Annotated in this window: 28 protein-coding genes; 23 read left to right on the top strand and 5 right to left on the bottom strand. The window is 48.8% G+C overall.

Annotated features, from left to right (window positions below; translation table 11 throughout):
• Positions 1–249 (bottom strand): hypothetical protein (locus AC3DOM_RS03750; RefSeq protein ID WP_487917687.1); only part of this gene is annotated, 249 nt, incomplete at its 3' end.
• On the opposite strand from AC3DOM_RS03750, the gene AC3DOM_RS03745 reads away from it, so the two are divergent.
• Positions 249–830, top strand: a complete 582-nt coding sequence (locus AC3DOM_RS03745; protein WP_487917686.1) for a hypothetical protein — start codon at positions 249–251, stop codon at positions 828–830. The two genes, AC3DOM_RS03750 and AC3DOM_RS03745, sit on opposite strands and share 1 nt — an antisense overlap.
• 3 nt (positions 831–833) lie before the next feature.
• Here AC3DOM_RS03745 and AC3DOM_RS03740 read toward each other — a convergent pair whose 3' ends face one another.
• The 3 genes from AC3DOM_RS03740 to AC3DOM_RS03730 all read right to left on the bottom strand — a co-directional run bounded on the left by AC3DOM_RS03740 (position 834) and on the right by AC3DOM_RS03730 (position 4,427).
• On the bottom strand, positions 834–2,063 hold the full coding sequence (locus AC3DOM_RS03740) for a hypothetical protein (protein ID WP_487917685.1): 1,230 nt from the start codon (positions 2,061–2,063) through the stop codon (positions 834–836).
• A 116-nt stretch (positions 2,064–2,179) separates the two neighbouring features.
• Entirely contained in the window at positions 2,180–3,898 is a 1,719-nt protein-coding gene (locus AC3DOM_RS03735) for a cyclic nucleotide-binding domain-containing protein (RefSeq protein ID WP_487917684.1), read from the bottom strand.
• 25 nt (positions 3,899–3,923) lie between these two features.
• On the bottom strand, positions 3,924–4,427 hold the full coding sequence (locus AC3DOM_RS03730) for a redoxin domain-containing protein (RefSeq protein ID WP_487917683.1): 504 nt from the start codon (positions 4,425–4,427) through the stop codon (positions 3,924–3,926).
• 82 nt (positions 4,428–4,509) lie between these two features.
• Here AC3DOM_RS03730 and AC3DOM_RS03725 point away from each other — a divergent pair, with 82 nt between their 5' ends.
• From AC3DOM_RS03725 to AC3DOM_RS03680, 10 genes are all read left to right on the top strand, one after another.
• Complete coding sequence (locus tag AC3DOM_RS03725; protein WP_487917682.1) at positions 4,510–5,556, top strand: lysylphosphatidylglycerol synthase transmembrane domain-containing protein; 1,047 nt, start codon at positions 4,510–4,512, stop codon at positions 5,554–5,556.
• A 90-nt stretch (positions 5,557–5,646) separates the two neighbouring features.
• A complete protein-coding gene (locus AC3DOM_RS03720) occupies positions 5,647–6,954 on the top strand; it encodes an NAD(P)/FAD-dependent oxidoreductase (protein ID WP_487917681.1) in 1,308 nt (435 codons plus the stop codon).
• A 119-nt stretch (positions 6,955–7,073) separates the two neighbouring features.
• Complete coding sequence (locus tag AC3DOM_RS03715; protein WP_487917680.1) at positions 7,074–7,547, top strand: DUF2726 domain-containing protein; 474 nt, start codon at positions 7,074–7,076, stop codon at positions 7,545–7,547.
• A 79-nt stretch (positions 7,548–7,626) separates the two neighbouring features.
• The gene (locus tag AC3DOM_RS03710) at positions 7,627–7,734 is read left to right on the top strand and encodes a hypothetical protein (protein WP_487917679.1); all 108 of its coding nucleotides are present in this window, start codon (positions 7,627–7,629) and stop codon (positions 7,732–7,734) included.
• Positions 7,731–8,921, top strand: coding sequence for an alkaline phosphatase family protein (locus AC3DOM_RS03705; protein WP_487917678.1), 1,191 nt, complete (start codon positions 7,731–7,733; stop codon positions 8,919–8,921). The genes AC3DOM_RS03710 and AC3DOM_RS03705 overlap by 4 nt, the downstream gene beginning before the upstream one ends.
• An 80-nt stretch (positions 8,922–9,001) precedes the next feature.
• Entirely contained in the window at positions 9,002–9,442 is a 441-nt protein-coding gene (locus AC3DOM_RS03700; protein WP_487917677.1) for a single-stranded DNA-binding protein, read from the top strand.
• Positions 9,443–9,460: 18 nt separating this feature from the next.
• Entirely contained in the window at positions 9,461–9,796 is a 336-nt protein-coding gene (locus tag AC3DOM_RS03695; RefSeq protein WP_487917676.1) for a DUF3467 domain-containing protein, read from the top strand.
• The gene (locus tag AC3DOM_RS03690) at positions 9,796–10,443 is read left to right on the top strand and encodes a haloacid dehalogenase (protein ID WP_487917675.1); all 648 of its coding nucleotides are present in this window, start codon (positions 9,796–9,798) and stop codon (positions 10,441–10,443) included. The genes AC3DOM_RS03695 and AC3DOM_RS03690 overlap by 1 nt, the downstream gene beginning before the upstream one ends.
• Before the next feature lie 112 nt (positions 10,444–10,555).
• Entirely contained in the window at positions 10,556–11,062 is a 507-nt protein-coding gene (locus AC3DOM_RS03685) for a hypothetical protein (protein WP_487917674.1), read from the top strand.
• Complete coding sequence (locus AC3DOM_RS03680; protein ID WP_487917673.1) at positions 11,059–11,478, top strand: nucleoside 2-deoxyribosyltransferase; 420 nt, start codon at positions 11,059–11,061, stop codon at positions 11,476–11,478. Before AC3DOM_RS03685 ends, AC3DOM_RS03680 begins: the two co-directional genes overlap by 4 nt.
• 353 nt (positions 11,479–11,831) lie before the next feature.
• On the opposite strand, the gene AC3DOM_RS03675 is transcribed toward AC3DOM_RS03680, so the two are convergent.
• Positions 11,832–13,262, bottom strand: coding sequence for an MFS transporter (locus AC3DOM_RS03675; RefSeq protein WP_487917672.1), 1,431 nt, complete (start codon positions 13,260–13,262; stop codon positions 11,832–11,834).
• A gap of 106 nt (positions 13,263–13,368) precedes the next feature.
• On the opposite strand from AC3DOM_RS03675, the gene AC3DOM_RS03670 reads away from it, so the two are divergent.
• From AC3DOM_RS03670 to AC3DOM_RS03615, 12 genes are all read left to right on the top strand, one after another.
• Positions 13,369–14,994: a carboxyl transferase domain-containing protein gene (locus AC3DOM_RS03670; RefSeq protein WP_487917671.1), complete on the top strand. Its 1,626-nt coding sequence runs from the start codon at positions 13,369–13,371 to the stop codon at positions 14,992–14,994.
• 128 nt (positions 14,995–15,122) lie between these two features.
• Positions 15,123–15,593: a four helix bundle protein gene (locus AC3DOM_RS03665; RefSeq protein ID WP_487917670.1), complete on the top strand. Its 471-nt coding sequence runs from the start codon at positions 15,123–15,125 to the stop codon at positions 15,591–15,593.
• Positions 15,594–15,683: 90 nt separating this feature from the next.
• The gene (locus AC3DOM_RS03660) at positions 15,684–17,204 is read left to right on the top strand and encodes an acetyl-CoA carboxylase biotin carboxylase subunit (RefSeq protein ID WP_487917669.1); all 1,521 of its coding nucleotides are present in this window, start codon (positions 15,684–15,686) and stop codon (positions 17,202–17,204) included.
• Positions 17,201–17,695, top strand: coding sequence for a biotin/lipoyl-containing protein (locus tag AC3DOM_RS03655; RefSeq protein WP_487917668.1), 495 nt, complete (start codon positions 17,201–17,203; stop codon positions 17,693–17,695). Before AC3DOM_RS03660 ends, AC3DOM_RS03655 begins: the two co-directional genes overlap by 4 nt.
• Positions 17,696–17,744: 49 nt before the next feature.
• Positions 17,745–18,194 (top strand): MaoC family dehydratase, encoded by a 450-nt coding sequence (locus AC3DOM_RS03650; protein ID WP_487917667.1) that lies wholly within the window; start codon positions 17,745–17,747, stop codon positions 18,192–18,194.
• Positions 18,195–18,281: 87 nt separating this feature from the next.
• Entirely contained in the window at positions 18,282–19,151 is an 870-nt protein-coding gene (locus AC3DOM_RS03645) for an HpcH/HpaI aldolase/citrate lyase family protein (protein ID WP_487917666.1), read from the top strand.
• A complete protein-coding gene (locus AC3DOM_RS03640) occupies positions 19,152–19,994 on the top strand; it encodes an EamA family transporter (protein WP_487917665.1) in 843 nt (280 codons plus the stop codon). It abuts the gene before it with no gap.
• 183 nt (positions 19,995–20,177) lie between these two features.
• Entirely contained in the window at positions 20,178–21,581 is a 1,404-nt protein-coding gene (locus AC3DOM_RS03635; RefSeq protein WP_487917664.1) for an aminotransferase class V-fold PLP-dependent enzyme, read from the top strand.
• A gap of 113 nt (positions 21,582–21,694) precedes the next feature.
• Positions 21,695–22,231, top strand: coding sequence for an REP-associated tyrosine transposase (locus AC3DOM_RS03630; RefSeq protein ID WP_487917663.1), 537 nt, complete (start codon positions 21,695–21,697; stop codon positions 22,229–22,231).
• A gap of 153 nt (positions 22,232–22,384) precedes the next feature.
• Positions 22,385–23,248, top strand: coding sequence for an alpha/beta hydrolase (locus AC3DOM_RS03625; protein WP_487917662.1), 864 nt, complete (start codon positions 22,385–22,387; stop codon positions 23,246–23,248).
• The gene (locus tag AC3DOM_RS03620; protein WP_487917661.1) at positions 23,245–23,916 is read left to right on the top strand and encodes a pentapeptide repeat-containing protein; all 672 of its coding nucleotides are present in this window, start codon (positions 23,245–23,247) and stop codon (positions 23,914–23,916) included. Before AC3DOM_RS03625 ends, AC3DOM_RS03620 begins: the two co-directional genes overlap by 4 nt.
• 111 nt (positions 23,917–24,027) lie before the next feature.
• Positions 24,028–24,465, top strand: a complete 438-nt coding sequence (locus tag AC3DOM_RS03615; protein ID WP_487917660.1) for a DMT family transporter — start codon at positions 24,028–24,030, stop codon at positions 24,463–24,465.
• Positions 24,466–24,816 lie beyond the last annotated feature (351 nt).

Genomic DNA, 24,816 nt, shown 5'->3' with positions numbered 1-24,816 from the left:
GTGCAAGCCTGCTCTACTGGTTTCATCTACGACCATTATCCGCAAGTGATTTTTTACGCTCTTTTTGGGAAGATGCCTTTGTGCCAATCCCTCCAACGATTCAATGGTTCGGGAAATTTTGGGCAAGTATCCTTCAAAATCCACTTGGTCTTGATGGACATTCCATAATTCTTTTTCTCCTATTATTAGGTGGGATCGTTTTCCTATGGCGTACAAAATGGCAGGTTGCACTTGCTTTACTTCTAACAATGGCTTTTACATTTGTGGCGGGGTTGATCCAGAAATACCCACTTGCAGAACGGATGATGCTCTTTTCAGTACCAATTTTCCTTTTATTCTTTGGCGCAGGACTTGATAAGCTCAGCTCTTTAATAAAGTCTAAAAATTTATCTTTTGGCATAACGCTACTTCTTGCGGCTTATATTCTATATTCTCCAGTTAGTTCATCATTTGAAAAATTAAAAGCCCCACTGTATCGTGAGCATATTCGCCCTAGCATGGGCTATATTAAAGACCATTTCAAAGAAGATGATACGATCTATGTATATTACTTTGCTGAACCAGCTTTTCTTTTTTATCTCCCAAAATATCATCTTGAGAATAGCCCCTACATTCTTGGGGGCAATCACCAAGGGCAACCGAATGATTTTCTAAACGAAATTGATGAGTTGGATGGGCGCGTCTGGTTTATCTTTAGCCATGTTCATGAAAACGCTTCGATTAACGAAGAAGATTTTATCGTGAACTATCTAAACAAAAGAGGGGCACTTGACCGGGAATTCCGTGTTCCTGGCACTTCGGTTTCTTTATATTTATACGAACTATACTAAATATTATGGATAGGTAAATCCAGCAAAAACACCCTGAGCCAATAAGCTTGGTATTTTAGTGGGGATATCGACTAAAATCAAGACCGCATCTTCCCAAAGCTCGCCGCGCGCCATGATAACAAGGCTATTGTCGTCAAACCATCCAACTGGTTCCACGCGCTGGACCGTTCCCAGGCCAGAGACCGCCAGGAAAGCGGTATCCGCAAATTCGGCAATCACGTTCCCGTTCATGTTACCCACCCGCACCACTGAGTGAAAATTGGGTACTTCAGCCATCTGCCAGCCGCTCCCCTCCATCCAGGCCAGATATTGATTACCCGGGGAGAAGGATGCTTGTCCTGCGCCGCGCTGATCGACTGCGGCCAATAAGGGATAGGAGATATTCTCTCCCGTCTGGACGTTGCGGACCACCATCGCACCCGAGCCTGCTCCCACGCTGGTATCATTTGTGTAGGCCAACCATTTTCGGTCCGTAGAGATTGCCGAAGGATTTGCCTCCGCTCCGAGGTATTGGGAGCTTACCCTTGTTTGCAGATCAAGATAAGAGAGCGTCCGGCGCGGGTCAAAGACAATATCTCCGCCGATACCCCAGGGACGTTTGCTATACCATACCCCGATTGGCTCTTCATTATAGGTATCCACTGCCAGGGCAACCAGCGCCCATCCCTGCGGATCATTATCGCTCAAGACCGGCTCTGCTGTTGGCAGTGATTGGATTGTCCCCACATATAAATTACCGATCAGGCTTTCGCCAGAAAACTCAGCCGTTGTAAAGGCGATGATCGGTTTTCCCTCCGCGCCAGCCAACCCTGAAAAATTGGGATTGGAGAGTAAGGTGGAGATTTGCCCATAATTGTTGAAAAGTAGTGAGTTATTTTGCTCAATGGAAAAATAAACGATGGATAAGCCGGTATTCTCCTGCGAAAAGCCTTTTGCAATATGAAGGTTGCTTTTATCGACATAAGATAATCCTGTCGCATTTAGCTGTGTGAGGGTGTAGCCCTCGCGGTCAAAAAGGGATAAGGTGCCGTTTTTTTTAGCAATAATACCTGTGGGCAGGTCGGAGATGGGAAATATATCTTCTGACTGTGAAGGCTGCTCTACTTCTTCTTGCGGGGCAGCCTCTGGTACCCCAGGCTGTGGTTCCATCGGGATAGAGGAAAAGAGGGAGCACGATAAAGCAAACAGGGTCAGGAGAGTGATTCTTAGAAAAGAGTGATATTTATTTTTCATCTTTACTCCATAGGACTTACGCAAAACACCTTTTTTCTAGCAGCAATGCTCTGCGTTGTTGCTAGTCTACAGTACCCCAACGCAGAGCATTGGGACAAGGAGATTGTTTTTCATCTTTACTCCAAATAAATATCGCTATCGTCAATTTGCCATTCTTCCTGATCGTCCGTATCTTCCGATTGGTCGTCCGTATCTTCCAGATTTTGATCAAGATCACTTGCGCTTTGATGATACGCCACCATCCAATCAATCATGCGATCCTGTTCTTTTTGTTGCTCATTTCTCTTTTCTTTGTTGATGCGGGCCATACGGCGATTGTCAATATCTTGTTGCACTGCAGCGGGGTTTAAGACATCTTCAAAGGCAAAGTTGGCGGTACCGACTTCCATATAAACTGTGCCATAGTTGAATATATAGGCCAAAACACCTTTCCGTTCGTATCTGGTGCTGTGAATATTTTCGATCGGAGCAGAGCGACTTTCTACACTCCCCAAAGGTTTGCGATCAATATCGAATATTTTATCTTCAGTAACCTGGAAGGTATCGTTACTCCAATCGATATACTGGTAGACAGCCCAACCGATAACAAAAAGGGTAATTAGGGAAAGTACCCCCAACAAAAATGTGTTTAGGATAACAATTTCAAACTGACTGAACAAAATCCCTACACCCTGGTAGGTTAAAAGTGCAATGAAGATGGCTGCGAGGAACCCGGGAAGACTGGCTTGTTTAAAGAGCACTACCCAATGTTTGCGATAGATAATTGTCTTGCCTGCCTCAAAGCGCAGCTTCAGGAGATTACCTGCTTTTTTCGGGGAAGACCATCTATCCCGGGTTTCTTCAACCTTGGGTTCTGTTTTCTCTTTTAGTTCAACCGGATCGGGATTTTTGAGCCGTTCGAGAATAGCCGTTTTGAGTTCAGCCTTTTCGGCCCTGGTCCCTTTAATTTGCGCGCGTTTCCATAATTCTTCGATGATATGCCGGACCTGATAGGGATGATGGACATGGTGCAAGTGGATATTTCCCACAAAGGTTCGCACATTCACATCGCCATATTTGAAAAATTGCCCAATAAAATCAACGTCAGCGCCTACAGATAATATTTCTCCCAGGGGAGCTTCTTGCCTGCTATCGTGAATGCCGATGACCTTTTCTATCCAAACGACTCGCTGATTTGTGACGATATAGTAGTCATTGCGCCAATCTTCCCAACGCCAAAGTCCCCATATCAGGACCATGGCACCAAGACCGGCTGAAATAATCACCGGAGAGATGGCCAAACTGAGACTTGAAAGCAAAAACATCCCAACAAGGACCATCATCAATACAACCGGAATGATCATCGCTTGCCATAATAAAATTGGATGTTTCCGGCCAAAAAAATAAATCACCTCATCTTCTCGTACCCAATCGAAGTGGATTTTTTTCACCAATCGACGGCCAAAAACAGAAACCTTCAGATTTTCTTTCAGATAAGGGATGCTATTACTCAGTTGAGCAAAATCCAGGGGATCAAGCCTTAGCAAGACCGCATCTTTTTCGGCAGTCACCTTTGAGTGACGGATTTCTTTTGGCAGTACAGCCTCTGCTCCAAAATAGTCCCCACTTACAAAAAGAACATCCCTTTGCCCCTGGCCTTCACGGTTCAAGCGCACTCTGCCCTGATAGATAAGATAAAGAAATTTTGATTGCTCTCCGCGTTCAATGATCGTATCCCCGGCTTTATATGAAACCTTCTTGAAATTTTCTGCGATGGCGAAGATCGAATTATCATCCATGCGCCGAAAGAGGTGGATTTTATCTAAAAAAGCAGCTTTTTCTTCAAGAGTTGCCATAGTTATTACTCGATTTTCGAATGGATCAATTCATTCTTACGATCGTACACCCGAAAGGCGGGACATCCGCGACCTCAGGCTTGCCACCTTTAATCAACGCCTCAACCGCCTCCTGAGCATAGTTCCGCGTGGGCGTGCGCTGACGGAAAGCGACGTCATCATAAGCACCTTGATAGCGGAGAAATCCCTCTCCATCGAGAATGAAGATATGCGGGGTATTTGTCGCCTCATAGATATCCGCCACCTTGTGATCTGGATCCTGTAAGATGGGATGCGCGCCTCGTTTATCTGCAACCTCTTTCAACATCTCAAACGGCTCGTTGCCATTTGATGCGATTTGCAGAAGACGCACATTCTCGCCCCATCCTTCAATCAACGGGAGCAGACCCAAATCCACGCGTGCTGCGTGCGGACATTCGGCTGACCAAAAGTTGATGATGACGATCCCTCCGCGATAATCTGAGAGGGAATGTGGATTTCCTTCCAGATCAATAAGGGAGAATTCCGGGGCAGGCTGATCGATTTTCATAGGGAAATTATAACCGAAGGGAAGGGAGTTATTGCACTTCTAAAAGGGCTTTGTAAATTGGCTTCGTGATAGAATCGCCAGCATGAAAAGAAATATTAGAAAGGTTGGGCCGATCATGCTGGGCGTTGGCCTCAGCGCTTTCTTTTTGTGGATCTCATTGCGCGGGTTGAAGCTCGCTGATGTGCAGACGATCATGCGTGGGGCAGAGTATATTTGGCTTCTCCCGGGCGTGCTGGTGTATTTTATCGCCGTCTGGATCCGGGCCTGGCGCTGGCATTTTCTGATCAAGCCCTTGAAGGAAGTTAGCACAAAAAAGATGTTTCCGATAGTAGCGATTGGCTATATGGGAAATAATATTTTTCCGGCACGGATCGGGGAAGTGCTGCGGGCTGTCTTTTTGAAACAGCGTGAGGAAGTGCCCATCTCTGCCTCGCTGGCAACCGTCATTGTGGAACGGATCTTTGACGGGGTCGTGATGCTGGCCTTTATTTTCCTCAACCTGTCTGAGTTGGCAAAGCTGACTGGTGATTCGGGTTTCGTGGGCAATATCCAGCAGGTGGCTATTATCGGAACGGGGGTCTTCATCGGTGCGTTGGCGATCTTTTTGTTGGCGGCCATGTTCCCGCATATTACCAAGAAAGTGGGCCTCTGGTTCATTCAACGCCTGCTGCCCAAAGGTATTCACCAGAAAGTCATCGACCTGATGAATAAGTTCCTTGACGGCCTGGAATCACTGCGTTCGCCCTTCAATATCCTGATGGTCTTTTTTACCTCAGCGATCATCTGGTTATTGGAAACGGGAAAATACTGGTTCGTGATGCATGCCTTTAAATTCAGCGTCTCATATTTTGCCCTGATGCTGATGAACGGGATCGTCAATCTGGCGACGACCATCCCCTCCGCGCCGGGGTATGTGGGGACATTTGATGCGCCCGGCATTGCGGTCTTGGTTGCTTATGGGATCGATCATGCTACTGCCGCGGCCTATACCTTGGTTTTACACGCAGCGCTCTGGTTGCCGATCACTGTGTTGGGTTTATATTATTTTATTATTTATCTGACGCAGGGGGGCATGTCCTGGAAAGATGTTTTCTCATGGAAAGAGGTAGTGGAAGAAAGTAAAGATTAAACACTAAGGACACGAGGAGTCACAATAGTTTTTTAGCTTTTACTTTGTGTAACTTTGTGCTCTTTGTGTTTGAAAACAAGGATAAGAAATATGAAAATTGGAATTATCGGCGCAGGCTACGCTGGCTTATCTGCCGCCTACGATCTGGCAAAAGCCGGGAATCAGGTCACGATCTACGAGGGGATGGATTCTGTCGGCGGGTTGGCGGGCGGTTTCAAGGACCCAAAATGGGATTGGACCGTAGACCGTTTCTATCATCACTGGTTTGCCAGCGATAATCATATGCTTGGGCTGATCGAAGAATTGGGATTGAGCGATAAAGTCCTATTCCCTCGCCCCTATACCGTTTTGCTGCATAATGAAAAATGGTATCCCTTCGACTCGATCACGCAGGCTTTGCTTTTCCCGGGGTTGGGATGGGGTCTGGACAAGATCCGTTTTGGTTTGGTGGGCGTTTTTCTGAAACTGACAAAGAATTGGCGCGCGCTGGAAAAATTCACCGTCGATGCCTGGATGCGGAAATGGGCCGGGAACCGCGTCTACGAAACGATGTGGGAGCCGATGCTGATCGGCAAATTTGGACGTCATTATAAGGATGTGCCCATGTCCTGGTTTTGGGCACGTATCCACGCCCGGACGACGAAACTGGGTACCTTTGTGGGTGGATTCCAGGCCTTTGCGGATTCTTTCGCCGAGAAGCTGTGCGAGATGGGAGTGGAGATCCGCTTATCAGCGCGGGTGTTGAAAATTGTCCGGAGCTCCCCTAAAGGGGACAGGCAGACCTCAGATCAGGTGAGCGTGACGGGGGAATCGGGTGCGGAAGAGTACGATCAGGTTCTGGTGACCACCTCCCCGGCGGCAATGGCTTTCCTCGTCCCCGATCTCCCCGAAGATTATTTGGGTGCCTTGAAAAATCTCAAGCATATGGGCGCGGTCGTGCTGGTGGCGGCCTTAAAACATCAGCTTTCGGAGCAGGGCTATTATTGGTTCAATTTGCCAAAAGGAGATGGATTCCCCTTTCTGGCCCTGGTGGAGCATACCAATTATGTTGGAGCGGAGCATTTTGGCGGGGATCATATCGTCTATGCGGGTGATTATCTCGAGCCGGGGCATGCGCATTTTGACTTGAGCGCCGATGAGCTGATGGATAAATTCGCGGATAGTTTTGCGCGGATCAACCCCAAATTTGAACGCGATTGGGTGAGCAAGGTCTGGGCTTTCAAAGCGGATTATGCCCAGCCCGTGCCGCAGTTGGGACATTCAGAGAATATCCCCGAGATCAGGACCCCTGTGGATGGGATCTACTTTGCCAGCATGAGCCAGGTCTACCCCTGGGATCGGGGAACGAATTTCGCGGTCGAGATCGGGAGACGCGCGGCGAGGTTGATGATGGGATAGATCGGGAAATGTGAACTGAACTTGTAAGAAAGAAATTAATGAAACTGATTTATTGGAGAACAACAATTCCGGGAAACAATAATGCCTAGAAAAAAAAAGCCTTTAGGAGGTTAGAAAAAATGGCAAAAAATAACAATGGTTGTTTAAGTATTTTCCTCCCGTTTTTAAAACGAAAAAAAATGGAAGTGAGTGAGCTTCCATTTCGTGTACGGGATGATTTTCTTTCCCCTGCTGAATTATCTTTTTACAAAGTGTTGGTTTCAATTGCAGAGACGCGTTTGGTGATTCAGTCCAAAGTTCGTTTGGCAGATATTTTCTTTGTTTCGCGTCCGAATGAAAATAAAGCTTACTTTGGAAAAGTTTCGCAAAAACATTTGGATTTTCTAGTTTGTGATCCTGTGACAATGAAGCCCTTATTTGGAATCGAATTAGATGATGCCAGCCATAAACGTTCTGATAGGCAAACTCGTGACGCGTTCGTGAATGATGTTTTTCATGTAGCAAATTTACCTTTGTTGCGTTTTCCTGTTCAAAGGTCATATAATCGTGATGAAATTATAAATAAAATCGCTTCAGTCTTTAAAAAAAAATAATGGTGATGTTGTCACACCTGATCAAAAGGAAGTTGCGACTTTATCATCCGCTCCACTCTGTCCCAAATGCAATATCCCGATGGTCTTGAGAACAGTAAAAAAGGGGCACCATGCAGGAAAGCAATTTTATGGTTGCCTGAATTTTCCACAATGTAGAGAAATGCAGCCTATACGGGAACAAAAATGAACCCAACCTTCCTCAAACCCCGTTACGACTCAGGTGGCTTTGCCCATCTGCCCCAACGCATTCAAAATATCTTTGAAAAGAAAGAGTACCAAACCTTGCTCTTCTTTTTTATCGATGGTTTTGGCTGGCGTTTTTACCAGGAATTCAAAGAGCATCCCTTCTTCGTCGAACTTGCCAAACAAGGGGATATTGAGAAGATCATCGCCCAATTTCCCTCCACCACGGCGGCGCACGTCACCACCTGGCATACGGGACAGCCCGTCGGCGAGAACGGGGTTTTCGAGTGGCAATATTACGAGCCCAAACTCGATGCCATCTTCGCCCCGCTGCTTTTCTCCTATGCGGGAACCATCGAGCGCGATACGGCCAAATCCAGCGGCATCCCGCCGAGCGAGTTTTATCCCACCAAAAATATTTACTCTGCCCTCTCTGCTTTGGGCGTGGATGCGCATCTCTTTCAGCATCGCGACTTCTGCCACTCGCCCTACTCGGATACCGTTATGGATGGCGCAAAAAGACATGCCTACAAAACACTAAGCGAGGCAATGGTCAACCTGCGGATCCTGCTGGACGAGTCCCAGACTCCACTATACATCGGATTTTATTTTGGGGATATAGACTCGATCATGCATCAATATGGTCCCTCCTCCCCTCAGGCGCGGGCGGAAATTGAAACCACCCTTGACACGCTCCTGAACCGGTTTTTGCTTCCCTTATCTCAAGATCCTCCCGAGAAGACACTTTTCCTGCTGACCGCAGATCACGGTCATATGGAAGTTGATCCAGCCACCACGATCTATCTCAATCGGGAGCCAGCCTTCGCAGGTGTGGAGCGCTTTTTAAAATCCAATCAAAAGGGTGAGCTGCTCGTCCCCTCCGGCTCTCCCCGGGATATGTTCCTCTACGTCAAAGATGAACTCCTCGACGAGGCGCAGATTTTTCTCACATCTCGGCTGGAGGGAAAAGCAGATGTCCTCAAAACGCAGGACCTGATCGAGACGGGTTATTTCGGCCCAACGATCTCAGAAAGCTTTCTCTCGCGGGTGGGGAATCTGATCATTTTGCCTTACCGCTACCAATCCGTCTGGTGGTATGTCAAAGATAAATTTGAGCAGAAGCATTATGGGCATCACGGTGGCTTGACTCCCGAGGAAATGGAAATCCCATTAATTTCCTATACTTTTTAAGATTTATTTTCGAGTAAAATAGGGGGACTCAGCAACGTCGCGCGATGCGGCGTTCACTAAACCCAAAAGGAGAATTCCCCATGTATCAAAAACTTGTACTTGTTGGCAATCTGGGCAACGACCCGGAAATGCGCTATACCCCAAACGGCCAGGCTGTGACCAATTTGTCGATTGCCACAAATCGTCAATACACGGCAAATAGCGGCGAAAAGGTAAAAGAAACGACCTGGTTCCGTGTCTCGGTTTGGGGCAAACAGGCCGAAGCCTGCAATACCTACTTGAAAAAAGGCTCGAAGGTGCTGGTCGAGGGGCGCATGACGGCCGATTCTGCAACTGGCGGCCCGCGCATCTGGACTGCGAATGATGGCTCCCCACGCGCATCCTTTGAGGTCACTGCCCAAACAGTACGCTTCCTCTCATCCCGCAGCGATGATCAAGGCGGCGGTGACGGCGGTGGCGGCGATTATGGACAGGGGCAAGATAATATGATGCCGCCCTCGGATGATGACATCCCGTTTTAGAGCGTTTGGGAGAAAAATATGAGCAAGAAGCCCCCTGTCCAGCCCCAAAGGATCACGATCAACGCCTCGCCGGATATTGAAACGACCTATGCCAATCTGGCGCGGATCGCGCATTCTCCGGCAGATATTGTCTTCGATTTTGCCCATCTTTTGCCGGGCACACAAAAAGCAAAAGTCTCTGCCCGCGTTGTGATGACTCCGGTCAGTGCGAAATTGCTATTGAAAGCGTTGACCGAAAATCTTTCCCGCTACGAGAACTCTTTTGGCGAAATCGCTCTCCCCAAGAGCAATACCCTCGCTGATAATCTCTTTAAACCATTTTTATCGCCTGACCCAGACGCGAAGGAAGAATAATGGAAAAACTTGAAATTGTTGCCGAGCAGATCCGCGCAAAATTTGATATACAGACTGCTGCCCGCGACCAGGCCCTGACCCACTCCCGCGCGCTGATCAGATTCTGTGCCCAGGCGATCCGGGCTGTGCATCGCGACGATATTGATCTGATGAACGAAAACCTTGAGGAAGCTGCCAAATTGGCACAAGCGCTCAAGGACGATCTCGCCGATCATCCTGATCTTTTTTATACCGGCTATACCCAGGATGCCCTCAAGGAATATGTTGAGGCCAAGGTTACCTGTGCCTTGATCAAAGATCAGCCCCTCGTCATGTTCGAAGAGCTTGATGTTCCCCACGCCACCTATCTCAAGGGTCTCTCTGAAGTGATCGGTGAACTCCGTCGTCGCACACTGGATGAACTGCGCAGCGGCTATTCGCAGGAGACCGAACGTCTGCTGGGTCATATGGATGATATCTACGCTGTCCTCGTCACGATGGATTATCCCGATGCAATCACCCATGGCCTGCGCCGTCAAACCGATGTTGGCCGGAGCATCATTGAACGCACCCGTGGTGATGTTACCTTTAGTTTGCGCGAGGAGCATCTTGGACAAAAGATCGCTGAACTCAGCAAACAGCTTGGGGTGGCAGAGGAAGAGAACTAAAATGGCAAAGGCAGGCAAACGTTATCCGCTGTTGATCTATGAACATACCCTCAGTCGCTGGTGGCCTGCCACGCTTGCACTGAGTATCGTCCTCTTTATTCTCTGGTGGTTCATGCCCCTTTATAAAGCTGAAAAAGAATGGCAGGATTTAGCTCTGCTACTGATCAGCGCGGCCGCATTCGTGATGACCATTTTTATCTTCCTGATGCGCAAAGCAGCTTATGTGCGCCCTTACCAAGATCACTTACGCCTGGTAACGCCTTTCCTAAGGCTAAAGATTTCTTATAAGCGATTTCATAAAACAACTGTCACTAAAATGATCGAGCTTTTCCCGGCCACGGGAATGTCAAGCTGGCATTTTGAGGCAATGACCCCTTTGATGTCAAAGACAGCGATAGTCGTTGATTTTAAAAGCCCTCCAATGTCTCAAAAAGTGTTGCGCTTTTTCCTCTCCCCTTTTTTCTTTAAGGATAAATCGCCTCATCTTGTTCTTCTCGTAGATAATTGGATGCGTCTAAGCTCAGAAATGGAGAGCTTGCGCACCGGCGGCGATCTTGGCACCGGAAAAAGAAAAGACGACACCAGCTCAATCTTTAAATCCTTTTCTTACAAAGAATGAAAATTTACTTTGCCTGTTCCATCACGGGGGGGCGTGAATATGAAAAGAATTATCAGGCCATCACGCGCTATTTACTGGATCAGGGATACGAGGTCCCGACCGCGCATCTCGCCGACTCAAATATTCTGGATCTGGAGCGAGTCGTAGTCCCGGGCGAAATCTACGCACGTGATGTTGACTGGATTCAGGCCAGCGATATTCTTATCGCCGAGGTCAGTGTTCCCTCCCACGGAGTTGGTTACGAAATTGGATACGCCCTCAACCTGGGCAAGCCGGTTTTATGCCTCTACCAGGCGGGGAGGGCGGTCTCGAAGATGATCACCGGTAATCCGGATCCCTTGTTGAGCGTAAATGCATACGAAGATATCGAACAGGCTTTGGCACAGATTAATACGTTTGTGAAGATAGTCACATAAAGGTTGTGACCTTTAGCTTTGTACTTAATTGCGCAATCAGGTAAGATTTTATTGGAGACTATAAAACATCTTTTAGAAGATGCTCCTCATATCGTCTCCTCCTTTGGCGAAAGCCTCCGCTGGATAATTTCCAGCGGAGGCATGCTTTAAGGGGAGATTTTTTATTTAACGGAGTCTAACTGTTGCCCAAGAATTTTCTGAGAAACCCCAATCATACAGGGTCGCGTATGAGGGGGCCGAGCGCTTGTTGGAAAAGCTTAAAATAGAACGCGGACAACACTGATCAGGCAGATTTTCACAGATTATTAAAAGCATAAATCTTACAAAAGCCCCCACAAACGGGGTCTGAATGGTTAGACTCTCTGCTTTTGTTCCTCTCTAAGCCCCCAAATACTCAATAATAGCGCTGCAAAGATCAAAACACTGACAAGCATAAAAGTATCCCGTAAAGCCAGCACCTGCGCAGGAATTGGCGCGCTTGTCGCGCCGCCTGGCAGAACCGTGCCTGCATATTTGAAGGCCTGTCCCGCCCAGAGGGCGCCAAGGATGGCGATCCCCGTGACCTGGCCGAGGGTGCGGGTCATTGCCAACATACCGGAAGCAATCCCAAGGCGTTCGCGCGGTGCGGCTCCCATGATGGCGCTGTTATTAGGCGACTGGAACATGCCCATCCCAATGCCTATGGGCAGGAAGCGGATGATATAACCCAGAGTTGTCGTCTCGGCATCCAACGAGCTGATTGCCAGGAAGCCGATCATCAGCACCGCCAATCCCGCCACGGTGATCGGTCGCGAGCCAAAACGGTCTGAAAGCGAACCGGAGATCGGGGCAATGATTCCCAGCGCAATCGGCACAGTTCCCATCAACAATCCCGTTTGCTGCGGGTCGTAGCCAAGTACATTCTCGGCATAGAAGGGCATCAGGATCAACGAGCCAGAAAGGCAAAGGAAGATCAGGAAACCCGTCACCAGCGAGACCGAAAAGAGACTGTTTTTGAAGAGGCGTAGATCAAGCATTGGCTGCTCCAGACGCAGCTCGATCAGGATGAAGACCGTCAGGAAAAGTACGAATACAGTAGCCAAAAGCAAAACCGTGGAATCACCAAATCCGTTGCGCTGGCCCAGGGTGAGCGAGACCAACAATGCCAGCAAGGCGATGAACAAAGTCAGCGCGCCCCAGTAGTCAAAACGCTCTCCGCCCTTCGGTTTGAAGGCGGGCACATAGCGCACGACCATCAAAGTGCCCAGGATGCCAATGGGCAAATTGACAAAGAAGATCCAATTCCAGGAGAGATTTTTGACGATCAAACCGCCCAGTGTTGGGCCGAGTGCGATTCCTACAGAGACGATTGTTCCGGTAATCCCCAGCGCACGCCCACGCTCGGATGGAGGGAATGCTTCCGTTACAATAGCCATCCCCAGCGCCATGATCATTGCTGCGCCAACCCCCTGGACGATACGAAATCCGATCAATGTGTAGATCGTTGGCGAGAGGCCGCACAGTACCGATCCCGCTGTGAAGACGATAAATCCCGCCGTGTAGATCGGTTTCTTTCCGTAAATATCCGCCAGCCGGCCAATGCCGAGCATCAGTGTGGTCACGGTCAGCAGATAGGACAGCACCACCCATTGCACCAGGGCGAAATCGGTCTGGAAGGAGCTGACCAGCGTGGGGAGCGCGATATTGACAATACTTCCGTCGATAGTCGCCAGAAAGATGCCCATCCCTACGGCCAAAAGAACGGACCATTTTTGAGAAAAATCTACTTCAGAAGATGTCTGCATTTGTTTTCCTATTAAGATAGAGATGGCGAAATTATATCTCACGCCCAGTCTTTACCCACACCAATGCATATGCTAAACTCTAGTTACCCTTTTAGAATGGTGGCTTATGAATATTCTCCTTACAAATATCGACCCCAACGATCCGAATATAAAAAAAAATGCCCAGCATCATCGTGCGCTGGCCAAAGAATTGCGCCAGCATATTGCTGAAGCTGAAGAAGGCGGCGGGCCAAAATATCGTCAACGGCAGGAGGAACAAGGGAAACTTTTTGTTCGTGAGCGGATCGAACGCCTGCTTGACCCCAGGTCTCCCTTTTTGGAATTATCTTCGCTGGCCGCAAAGAAACTGTATAACGGCGCCGCAGCTGGCGCTGGATTGGTAACGGGTATCGGTCGGGTTTCCGGGCGAGAGGTGATGATCGTCGCCAACGATGCCACTGTCAAGGGAGGCTCCTACTATCCAATCACGGTTAAAAAGCATCTCCGTGCTCAGCAGATCGCCGAAGAAAATCATCTCCCCTGTCTCTATCTGGTCGATTCGGGCGGGGCTTTTTTGCCGCTCCAGGCCGAGGTTTTTCCCGATCAAAATCACTTCGGGCGCATCTTCTACAATCAGGCCCGGATGAGCGCAAAACGCATCCCGCAGATCGCGGCAGTCATGGGGAGTTGTACCGCAGGCGGAGCATACGTCCCGGCGATGAGCGATGAAGCGGTCATCGTCAAAGGCACCGGCACGATCTTTCTCGGTGGCCCGCCCCTCGTCAAGGCCGCAACCGGCGAAGACGTCACGGCTGAGGAACTCGGCGGGGCAGATGTCCACACACGTCTGTCTGGTGTGGCGGATCATTTTGCCGAGGACGATGACCACGCCATCCAGATTTTGAGAGATATTGTCGAGACTCTTCCACCCGCCCCACAGCACGACACCCATCTCTCGACTTTGGGCTTGCTTCCGCCAGAGGAGCCTTTATACCCGCCCGAGGAGATCTACGGAATCCTGCCGACGACCTTCCGGGAGGCTTATGATGTGCGCGAAATCATCGCCCGCCTTGTGGACGGGAGCAAGTTCCGCGAATTTAAGGCACGTTACGGTACAACCTTGATAACTGGCTTCGCTCGCGTCTGTGGTTACCCGGTGGGGATCATCGCTAATAACGGGATCCTCTTTGGTGAATCAGCATTAAAAGGCGCGCATTTTGTTGAGTTATGCGAGCAGCGAGGCACGCCCCTGATTTTTCTACAAAATATTACCGGTTTCATGGTCGGTAAGGAATACGAGGCAGGCGGTATTGCCAAAGATGGCGCAAAGATGGTCCATGCGGTCGCAAATACCAGCGTTCCCAAGCTGACGGTCGTTATCGGCGGTTCATTTGGCGCGGGCAACTATGCCATGAGCGGACGCGGTTATTTACCTCGCTTCCTGTGGATGTGGCCGAATGCGCGCATCTCCGTTATGGGTGGAGAGCAGGCTGCCAATGTGCTGCTGACCGTCAAACAAGATCAACTTGCCCGAGAGGGCGCAGAGCCGATGACGCCAAAAGAAGCGGAGGCGTTCAAAGCACCGATATTGGAGAAATACGAAACCGAAGGCAATCCCTACTACTCCACCGCCCGCCTTTGGGATGATGGTGTTATTGATCCCATTGACACGCGTGAGGTGCTTGGTTTGGCCTTGTCAGTTGTTTTGAATGCGCCTGTTGAAAAAGGTGGGTTTGGGGTTTTTAGGATGTGAGGAGTGGTGAAGTGACGAGTGAGAAGTGAAAAGCGTGGAAAGTGATGAGTGAATTGAGATTTAAGAAAGAGGAAAGAGATAAATGAGAAGTAACGAGTGAAACGTGATGTTGAATGGTGAGGGTTACGATGAATTATGATGATTGGGTAAAAACTGTCCCAAATGAAATTACAGGGGATTCTCTTTGGAAAGTTGAAGCATATCGTCTAGCTCTCTTTCTGTCAGAAATCTGCTGGCAAGATGTTTCCAAACTCGTTAAGGACAAACGAACGCGCAGTCTCGCCGATCAGCTTTATCGAGCCGTTGGCTCAATTAGCGCGAATATCGCTGAAGGCTATTCCAAAAGCACTGGTCGTGACCGTGCACGCTTTTATGAATACTCATTAGGTTCTGCCCGTGAAAGCCGCGATTGGTACTACAAAGCACATCATATCTTGAGTGAAGATGTATTTAATCATCGCATGTCACTCACCACACAAATTATCCGTTTATTGCTAAAAATGGTTCCACAACAAAGAAAATCAAAAGGCATCAGAGAAGAAGATGGAATATACGAAACCAACACTCTCCAAGATATTCACAACGCCCCTATGCCATAAAATCACTTATCACTTATCACTTATCACTTATCACTTATCGCCTATCACTCATCACTCATCAAGTCTTCCAATTCACCAAAGAACCCAATTATGAAACGTACCCCCTTTAAGAAAATCCTGGTAGCAAATAGAGGCGAAATCGCTATTCGTATTATCCGTGCCTGTCAGGAACTTGATATCCGGACAGTGTCTGTCTACTCAGAAGCGGATGCGGATGCGCTCCACGTCCGACACGCTGACGAAGCTGTGCTGATCGGGCCGCCCGCGCCGCTGGAATCCTATCTCAATATCGAGAAGTTGCTCAACGCTGCCAGGGAAACCGGCGCAGAGGCCATCCATCCCGGTTATGGTTTTCTATCAGAAAATGCAGATTTTGCGGAAGCTGTTCGTACTGAGGGATTAACCTTTATCGGCCCGCCAGTGGATGCAATTCGTATCATGGGTGATAAAGCCGAATCAAAGATCCGGATGAAGGCGGCGGGAGTGCCGACCATCCCCGGTGCAGAGGGAATTGAAACTCTCGCCGAATTTGAAAAAGCCTCCGATAAGATCGGCTATCCTGTTTTGGTTAAGGCCGCGGCAGGTGGCGGGGGTAAAGGGATGCGTGTGGTCTGGGAGAAAAGTGAGCTACCCGAAGGAATAGAGTCCGCCCGGCGGGAGGCGTTGAATGCTTTTGGCGATGAAACCCTGCTTGTGGAAAAATATCTCCCCTCTGCCCGTCATATCGAATTTCAGGTCTTTGGCGATCAGCACGGTCATATTACGCATTTATTTGAACGCGAATGTTCCGTGCAACGTCGTCACCAGAAGATTATTGAAGAGACTCCTTCCCCATTATTGAATGATGAACTCCGTCAAAAGATGGGAGCAGCCGCCATCGCAGTGGCGCAGGCCGTAAATTACTATAACGCTGGCACAGTCGAATTTATAGTTGACCCCGAAACGGATGAGTTTTATTTTCTTGAAATGAATACCCGCTTGCAGGTGGAGCATCCCGTCACTGAGATGGTGCTCGGTATCGACCTTGTTCAATGGCAGATTCGCGTTGCTGCGGGCGAGGCCTTTCCGTACGAGGCAGAGGATCTAAATCCGCGCGGACATGCCATCGAAGCCCGTCTTTATGCTGAAGATCCCGCCAACAGCTTTTTGCCCAGCACAGGCGTAATTCTCAAATTTGGGGAGCCAGGCGGGCCGGGAATCCGTGTGGACAGCGGTATTGCTACTGGCAGCGAAATCAGTCATTATTACGATCCGATGCTGGCGAAGATCATTGTCCACGCCGAGGATCGGGGTACTGCCATTCAGCGTTTGCAAAATGCATTGCGGAATTCTATTGTGCATGGAGTGATCACTAATGTCGACTTTTTGCAGGCAATTTTGGGGCATGATGCTTTTCAGGCGGGGACGGTGACCACGCGCTGGGTCGAGGAAATCTTTGGCGAGTGGAAACCCAGCCCAAATATCCCCCACGAGGTGCTCATTGCCGCTGCTCTCGCAGATTTGGTCCAGCCTGCCATAACGATTGGCGGAAACGCATCCCAAGTATCGTCTCCAGACCCCTTTAGCCCATGGAAGAAAGCCAGCGGATTCCGCTTGCGGAGGTCCAAATGAAAAGCTTTTTTGAAAATAAGGGCAAAAATTATGCGTTGGAAATCACCCCCTTGAGCGAAGGTTATCAGGTGCAATTCAGAGAGAAAATCGTTGAGGTGCAGCTGGAGTACGTGGCCGATGGGCAGTTGACATTTATTCTGGATGGACGCAAAATAGATGCGTATGTCAGTGCAGATGGAAAGCGACGGTGGGTCTCATTCGGCGGTCAAACCTGGATGCTGGAAAAATCATCCGGTGCAGCGCGGGAGAGCGCGAGCGGTGCCTCATCTGGACGTTTGCTTGCTCCCATGCCCGGGCAGATTCGGGCCGTGAACGTCAGCGAGGGTGAGATGGTGACCAAGGGTCAGACGCTCATCGTGCTGGAAGCCATGAAGATGGAAATTCGCATTCAGGCGCCTCGTGATGGTGTTGTGGCAAAGCTGGCGGTTGAAGAGGGTCAGACGGTGGAACGGGAAGAGTTATTAGTGGAAGTTGGAGAGATTGACGAGTGAAAAGTGAAATCACTCATCACTTTTCACTTCTCACGCATCAGGAGCAATTATGACCGGAAAGTACTATAACGAACTTGAAGTCGGCCAAAAGATCAAACATTCCAATGGCCGCACAGTGACCGAGATGGACAACGTCATGTTCTCGATGCTGACGATGAATCCGCAACCCCTGCATAGCAACGAAGATTTTGCCAGCAAAACGCAGTTTGGTCAGCGGATCGTCAACGGCCTTTTTACGCTTGGATTGATCACTGGCCTGACCGTTTCTGAATTAACCGAGGGGACGATCATCGCCAATTTGGGCTACGAACACGTTGTGCACCCCAATCCACTTTTTCACGGCGAGACGGTCTACGCCGAGACCGAAGTGCTGGAAATGCGCGCATCCAAATCGAAGCCGAATGTGGGCATTGTGCGCCTCAAGCATTGGGGGAAGAAACCCGATGGGACGATTGTCGTTGAATTTGAACGAACAGTGATGTTTTTAATGAAAGAATAGTGAATCATGACGAGTGAAACGTAATGATAGTTTTCATACTTCACTTTTCACTTGTCACGCTTTTTTCTCTTCCTTTCAGGAGAATATATGAAATCAAGACGCGCACTCCTCTATATGCCCGGCGATTCACGCCCAAAAATCGAAAAAGCGATCACCCTCGGGGTGGATTCCATCTGCATGGATATGGAAGATGGCACCGCCCATAATCGCAAGGAAAAAGCCCGAGAGACCATCGCTACTGCCTTGCAGGAACTAGATTTTGGCAATGCTGAAAAGCTGATCCGTATCAACGGCTTCGGTACTGGCCTGGAAGCAGACGATCTTGCTGCGACCTTGAAATATCATCCTGAAGGCGTAGTTATCCCAAAAGTAGAATCCCTTGCCCAAATTGAATGGCTCAGCGATCAGATCGAAGCGATGGAACTGTCAAAGGGTTGGCCGCTCAACCACATCCGTATTTTGGCAGGGGTTGAGAGCACAAAGGGGATCATCAATCTCAAAGAGATCGCCACCCATCCCCGTCTCGATGGACTCATCTTCGGCGCAGAGGATTATGCTGCCAGCATCGGCGCGACCCGTACGCGCGGTGGTTTGGAAATTCTTTATGCCCGCAGCAAAGTCGTCCTGCATGCAGCCGCGAATGAATTACAAGCCATTGATATCGTTTTTGTGAACTATAAGGATTCCGTCAACCTGAAAATCGAATCATTGCAAGGGGCGCAAATGGGGTTTACAGGGAAACAGATTATCCATCCCAACCAGGTCGGGCCGGTTCAGGAGGCCTTTTCGCCGAGCGACGCAGCAATCGACTACGCTCAACGCCTTCTCGAGGCTTTTGAGGCTGCCGAAGCGGAGGGCGCAGGTGCGATCGCCTTCGAGGGCAAGATGATCGATATGCCCCTCGTCAAGTCTGCGCGGAGTGTAATTGAGCGAGCCAAAGCGGCTGGAAAACTTTAAGTGATTGCATCTTTACTGGGTCTTGCCTCCGCCCTCTCCTGGGGAACGGGAGATTTCGCGGGTGGATTGGCCTCCCGCAAGATAGGATCGTATCGGGCTGTGATGTTTTCCCTAGCCATCGGCCTGATCTTCACCCTGGCTGCATTACCCATTATCCACGAAACTTTCCCCGATAAGCATACGCTACTATGGAGCAGCATTGCCGGTATTGTTGGCGCGATCGGTTTACTCGCACTTTATGAAGGATTGCGGCGGGGACGTTTGAGCGTGGTCGCACCGCTCTCGGCATTATTAGGGGCAGCCGTTCCCATTGTGGCGGGAGTTTTCGTCGATGGACAGCCACAACCGATCATTTTCCTTGCTTTTGCGCTGGCACTCATCGCAGTGGTATTGATTTCAATCGAAAAATCATCGGATACTTTTTCCGAAAGTGTCCGAAATTATCTCCATCTCCCCCTGATCTCAGGCCTTGGTTTTGGGTTTTATTTCGTCCTGATGCACGAGGCCAGCCGAGATTTGGTCCTTGGGCCAATCATCATTGCTCGCTCCTCCGGGACGATTGCGATTGCCTTATTTTTATTAATCAAACGAGAAAGTTTTCGGATAGAATCAGGCAGTTGGCATCTGCTCATTATTAGCGGCCTCTTCGATGTCGGCGGGAATGCACTCTATATTCTCGCCGGGCAAGCCGGTCGGCTGGATATTTCTGCCGTGCTAAGCTCTCTCTATCCTGGTATGACGGTTTTTTTAGCCTGGTTTATCTTGAAGGAAAAAATTCAATTCTCTCAGTGGGCTGGAATTGGCCTAGCATTGGTTGCGATTGTTTTGATGACCACGGCTTAAAACGTATTATGATTCCGCGAGGAGCATGCTTGTGCACCGAAGCGGTCTCAGATTCGAGGAGATTGCTTCGTCGGGCTGCTGCCCTTCTCGCAAATTCCACTTTCACAGTGGATTGTTTTGATGACCACTTCCTGAAATCAGCAATATCCAGGAATCTTTATTTGTATACACAAAGGAAATCATATGTCTCACGAAAAAGAATTTGCCGAATTTATTGGAGCGTACCCACCATATAAAACAACTGAGAAACTCGATGCCCTGCGTGCCAGCGACTATGAGCGTCTCGATCGCAATAATCAGGTTTATCTTGATTACACTGGCGGCGGACTCTACGCTTCCTCACAAATTGCAAAGCACCAGGAAATCCTCGCCAACAATGTTTTCGGTAATCCGCACTCGACCAACTCCACCTCAATGGCCGCAACCGAACTGGTTGAAAATGCGCGTGCCTACGTTCTCGAATTTTTCAAGGCCGACCCTGAAGAGTACGATGTTATTTTTACTGCCAATGCCAGTGGAGCCCTCAAACTGGTTGGAGAATCCTATCCCTTTGACGAAAATAGCCGCTATATGCTCGCCTTTGATAACCATAATTCGGTTAACGGCATCCGTGAATTTGCCAATGCGCATGGTTCAAAAGTTGTCTACATGCCGGTCGCGTTGCCAGAAATGCGTCTCCCCCACGACCAACTCGAAGATGCGTGGAAGCAAGCCAATCCACAGGCGCGTAACTTATTCTCGTTTCCTGCACAATCCAACTTTTCAGGAGTCCAGCATCCGTTAGAGTGGATTGCAGAGGCCAAATCGCATGGTTGGGATGTGTTACTGGATGCGGCGGCCTTTGTCCCCACCAATCAACTGGATCTGAGCCGGATCGCCCCCGATTTTGTCGTGCTCTCGTTTTATAAGATTTTCGGCTACCCAACAGGGTTGGGTGCGTTAATCGCCCGGCGAGAAGCATTGGGGATGCTCCGGCGTCCCTGGTTTTCTGGCGGGACAATTACCGTTGTCTCCGTTCAGGGTGATAAACATTATATGGCCGAGGGTCATGCCGCCTTCGAAGATGGGACGGTCGATTACCTCAACATCCCGGCCATTGAGATCGGCCTACGCCATATCGCCGAAGTTGGCTACGATGCGATCCACGAACGCGTCAACTGCCTGGCAGGCTGGCTGCTCGACAAGCTTTCTGAGATGAAGCATAGTACGGGTGAGCCTTTAGCACGGATTTACGGTCCGCTTGAAACAGAAATGCGCGGTGGCACAATTGCAGCTAATTTTTATAATAAAGATGGCATCGCCTTCAATCACCGCTATATCGAGGATCAGGCCGACAAGGTCAATATCTCCTTGCGGACGGGCTGTTTCTGCAATCCCGGTGCAGGCGAGGTTGCCCTCGAATTGGAGAAGCCAGAGTTAATCGCCTGTTTCACCCAGACAGAGCACAAGCAGCGTCTCAGCTTTGAAGATTTCCAACTCTGTTTCGATGGGCAGGAATCAGGCGCTGTGCGTATCTCGGTGGGCATCGCCAGTAATTTCAATGACGTCCAGCGTCTGCTTGATTTTATGCGTGGATTGTTGGAATAAATGAGGGGATGCAACGCAGAGCGTTGCTGCCAGGAAGTACTATGCAATAGATGGTGTTTTACCCTTTCTCCAACGCTCTGCGTTGGAGTACTATAGAACACAGGAAAGCAGCAATGAGCCGCACCAGCTACAAATTTCTTAAGGGGGATATTAATCCATATTTTGTCACATCAACGGTTGTTGATTGGTTACCCCTTTTAGTTATTCCAGAGATTGCGAAAATTATCTTAAACTCTCTCTCTTTTCTTCAAAAGGAAAAACGGATTATTTTCTATGCTTATGTGATAATGAAAACACACCTTCATTCTATTGCTTCTGCCGATAATATATCTAAAGAAATGGCAAACTTAAGGTCTTATACGGCTAGGATAAGTATTGACTATTTCAAAGAGCACAATCAGCAAGATATACTCCAGCAGTTGAGCAAACAAAAACTTACTCACCGCAAAGACCGTGAACATCAATTCTGGCAAGAAGGGGTACAACCTAAACGTATTCATGACCGTAAAATGATGCATCAAAAAATCCTGTATATCCATGAGAACCCAGTTCGTAAAGGGTATGTAGAGAAATCAGAAGACTGGGTGTATTCAAGCGCTGGGCTTTACGATGGCAATGATGGTCTTTTAAATGTTTTCATGGATTGGTGAAGATGCATGTTCCTTTACTCATCGCAACGCAGAGCGTTGCTTATAGGATTGACATTGCTCTGAGTTGAGGAAACTCAACGCGGAGCGTTGCTACCAGAATTAAATTATTCCCTTTCTCCAACCCTCTGCGTTGGAATATTATAGGATTGCCCAATGACCCTGCTCTGGATTATCGTTTCAATCGTTATCATTTCCCTTCTTCTTGATCGCGGCATTGATAAAATGTATGCGTACAAGATAACGACTCATCGCAACACGCCTGCTAAATTTGAGATCCCCTTCGAGGAGATTCAAATTCCGACACAAGATGGTGGTCACCTATATGGTTGGTGGATACCTGCCTCGCCAGATGCCCCGACGCTGATCCTCGTCCACGGGTGGAGCCGAAACGTGGAACGGATGATGGCTTATATCCGCGAACTTCATCCGCAGGGGTACAACCTGCTTGTTTTCGATGCCCGCAATCATGGAAACAGCACCTTGATTATGCACCCTACAGTGGGCACTTTTACGGAAGATATTCTCGATGCAGTGAATTATGTGCTAAACAGCGAGAAGCTCACTTCACCAGAAATTGGCCTGGTTGGCTTGTCTATTGGCGGTGGGGCTGCTATCGCCGCGGCGGGGCAGGATGAGCGGATTCAAACGGTTATCACAGTCGGCGCACTTTCCCACCCTATTAAGGTGATGTCAGCACAATTTGAAGAGAAACACATTCCGAAATTTATCGCATCATTCTTGTTTGGATATATGCGTTATCGGCACGGGATTGATTTCAATAAAATCGCGCCTCTTACTCACATCCCCAATGCCAAAGCGGAGATACTGCTGATGCATGGCGAAAATGATGAGACCATCCCCATCGATCAGGCAGAAGATTTTCTTGTCGCCAATCCTAAGAAGACACAGTTGTGGATTGTTCCTGAGAAGGGTCATAGCGACTGTCATCTCCACCCGCAGTTTTGGGAGAAGGTGAGCGTGTTTTTAGAGGGGAGTTTGCCATCGCAAAAAAAATGAACCCCCCTAAAAAACAGAGCATCCACCAACCAGGACTCCCCAAGCGCCTCGAGGCTTTATCTCTGGTATCTCTCGAAGATTATGACGAATATGCCGAGAGGAAAATCAGTGGCTGTGATCTGGTCGAGCAAAAGGCAAAGAACGTTATTTTTGAAGAGAGCCTTTTAGAGCGGGTCACGCTGACAGGTGCTCAGTTGCCAAAACTGCGCCTGCGTGATGTACGCCTGGAAAGCTGCGATATCTCGGCCGCTTTTCTGGAAGGGTGTCGCCTGCAACGAGTCGAATTTCTCAATTGTCGTTTACTGGGCGTTCAAATGCTCGCAGCCCAAATGGATGATGTTCTTTTCAGGGATTGCAATCTCGAAGGGGCGGTCTTTTCTTTGGCTGAAGCAAAATCGATCCGTTTTGAAAAATCTATTTTGCGAAATGCGACCTTTGAAGGTGCAGACCTGAATAAAGTCACCTTCGATCATTGTGATCTGAGTTATGCTGATTTTAGAAACACCAAACTAAAACAGGCCGATCTGCGCGGCTCTGTTCTTGATGGAATGCAGATCGAAGCCACAGCTGTTAAGGGGATGGTGATCTCTCCGATGCAAGCCATTCAGATGGTGGGCTTGCTGGGGTTGGTCGTGCAGGATGAGGATATTTCAATGGGGCAGGGTTAACGAGCAACGCAACAGACCAGATTCTGTTTGAAAAGGGAAGCAAATTCGGGTCCACGCGCGAAACGGCATTTCATCCACTTGCGTGTATAATCCAATGCACAAAGGAGAATAATGGGAACTTTAGGGATTGTGATATTCTTTGGGTTAATTGGCGGGATTGCGGTCGGTTTGCAAGGTCCCCTGGCCAGTTTGATGAGCCAAAAACTCGGCACATTGGAGAGCGTTTTTTATATTCACATCGGCGGCGCATTGGTGGCTCTGGTGCCATTGCTTTTCTATGGGGGCAGGAATTTATCCCGTTGGCGTGAGGTTCCCTGGTACGCCCTGGGAGCAGGTGCCTTTGGATTGATCGTCATCGCTGCGATGAGTTATATGGTTCCGCGCGTTGGGGTTGCTCCGGCGGTGGTATTGATCGTTGCGGGACAATTAGTCGTTAGCGTGGTTTTGGACCATTATGGATTATTTGGTGCACATCTTCGCGCCTTTGATCTAACCCGAGCCTTGGGCTTGCTGCTGGTATTCATCGGTGTGTGGGTGACTGTAAAATAGAAAAACCTTAAACTTCATCTGACCTGATGACGAAGCAAAAAAATCGATATCTGACTGTTATAATGAAGCAATGGTGACTTCCCTGCAATAAGTGTCGCTCAAATTGAGATAAGCGGCTGGATTTGAGCGAAAAAAAGAAATTTTTGCCGAAAAAGACGAAAAACAAAATCAGACAAAGAAATCTCCGTCTCATACCGCCAAATTCTACGCATATTTACATGCAAAACAGAGGCAATCATCATAGAAGTTACTCGAAATCTACCTCTAACAGGCAGTTTTCCTGCGGGAAAACGCAGTTTTGCAGAACGCATCGTCGCTTCTGAGGCGGCTCTCAGATTCCCTTTTTCTTTC

Source organism: Candidatus Desulfolinea nitratireducens (genome assembly GCF_982879505.1).
The sequence above is the reverse complement of the archived record's forward strand: the minus strand, read 5'-3'. Positions and strand labels throughout refer to the sequence as shown.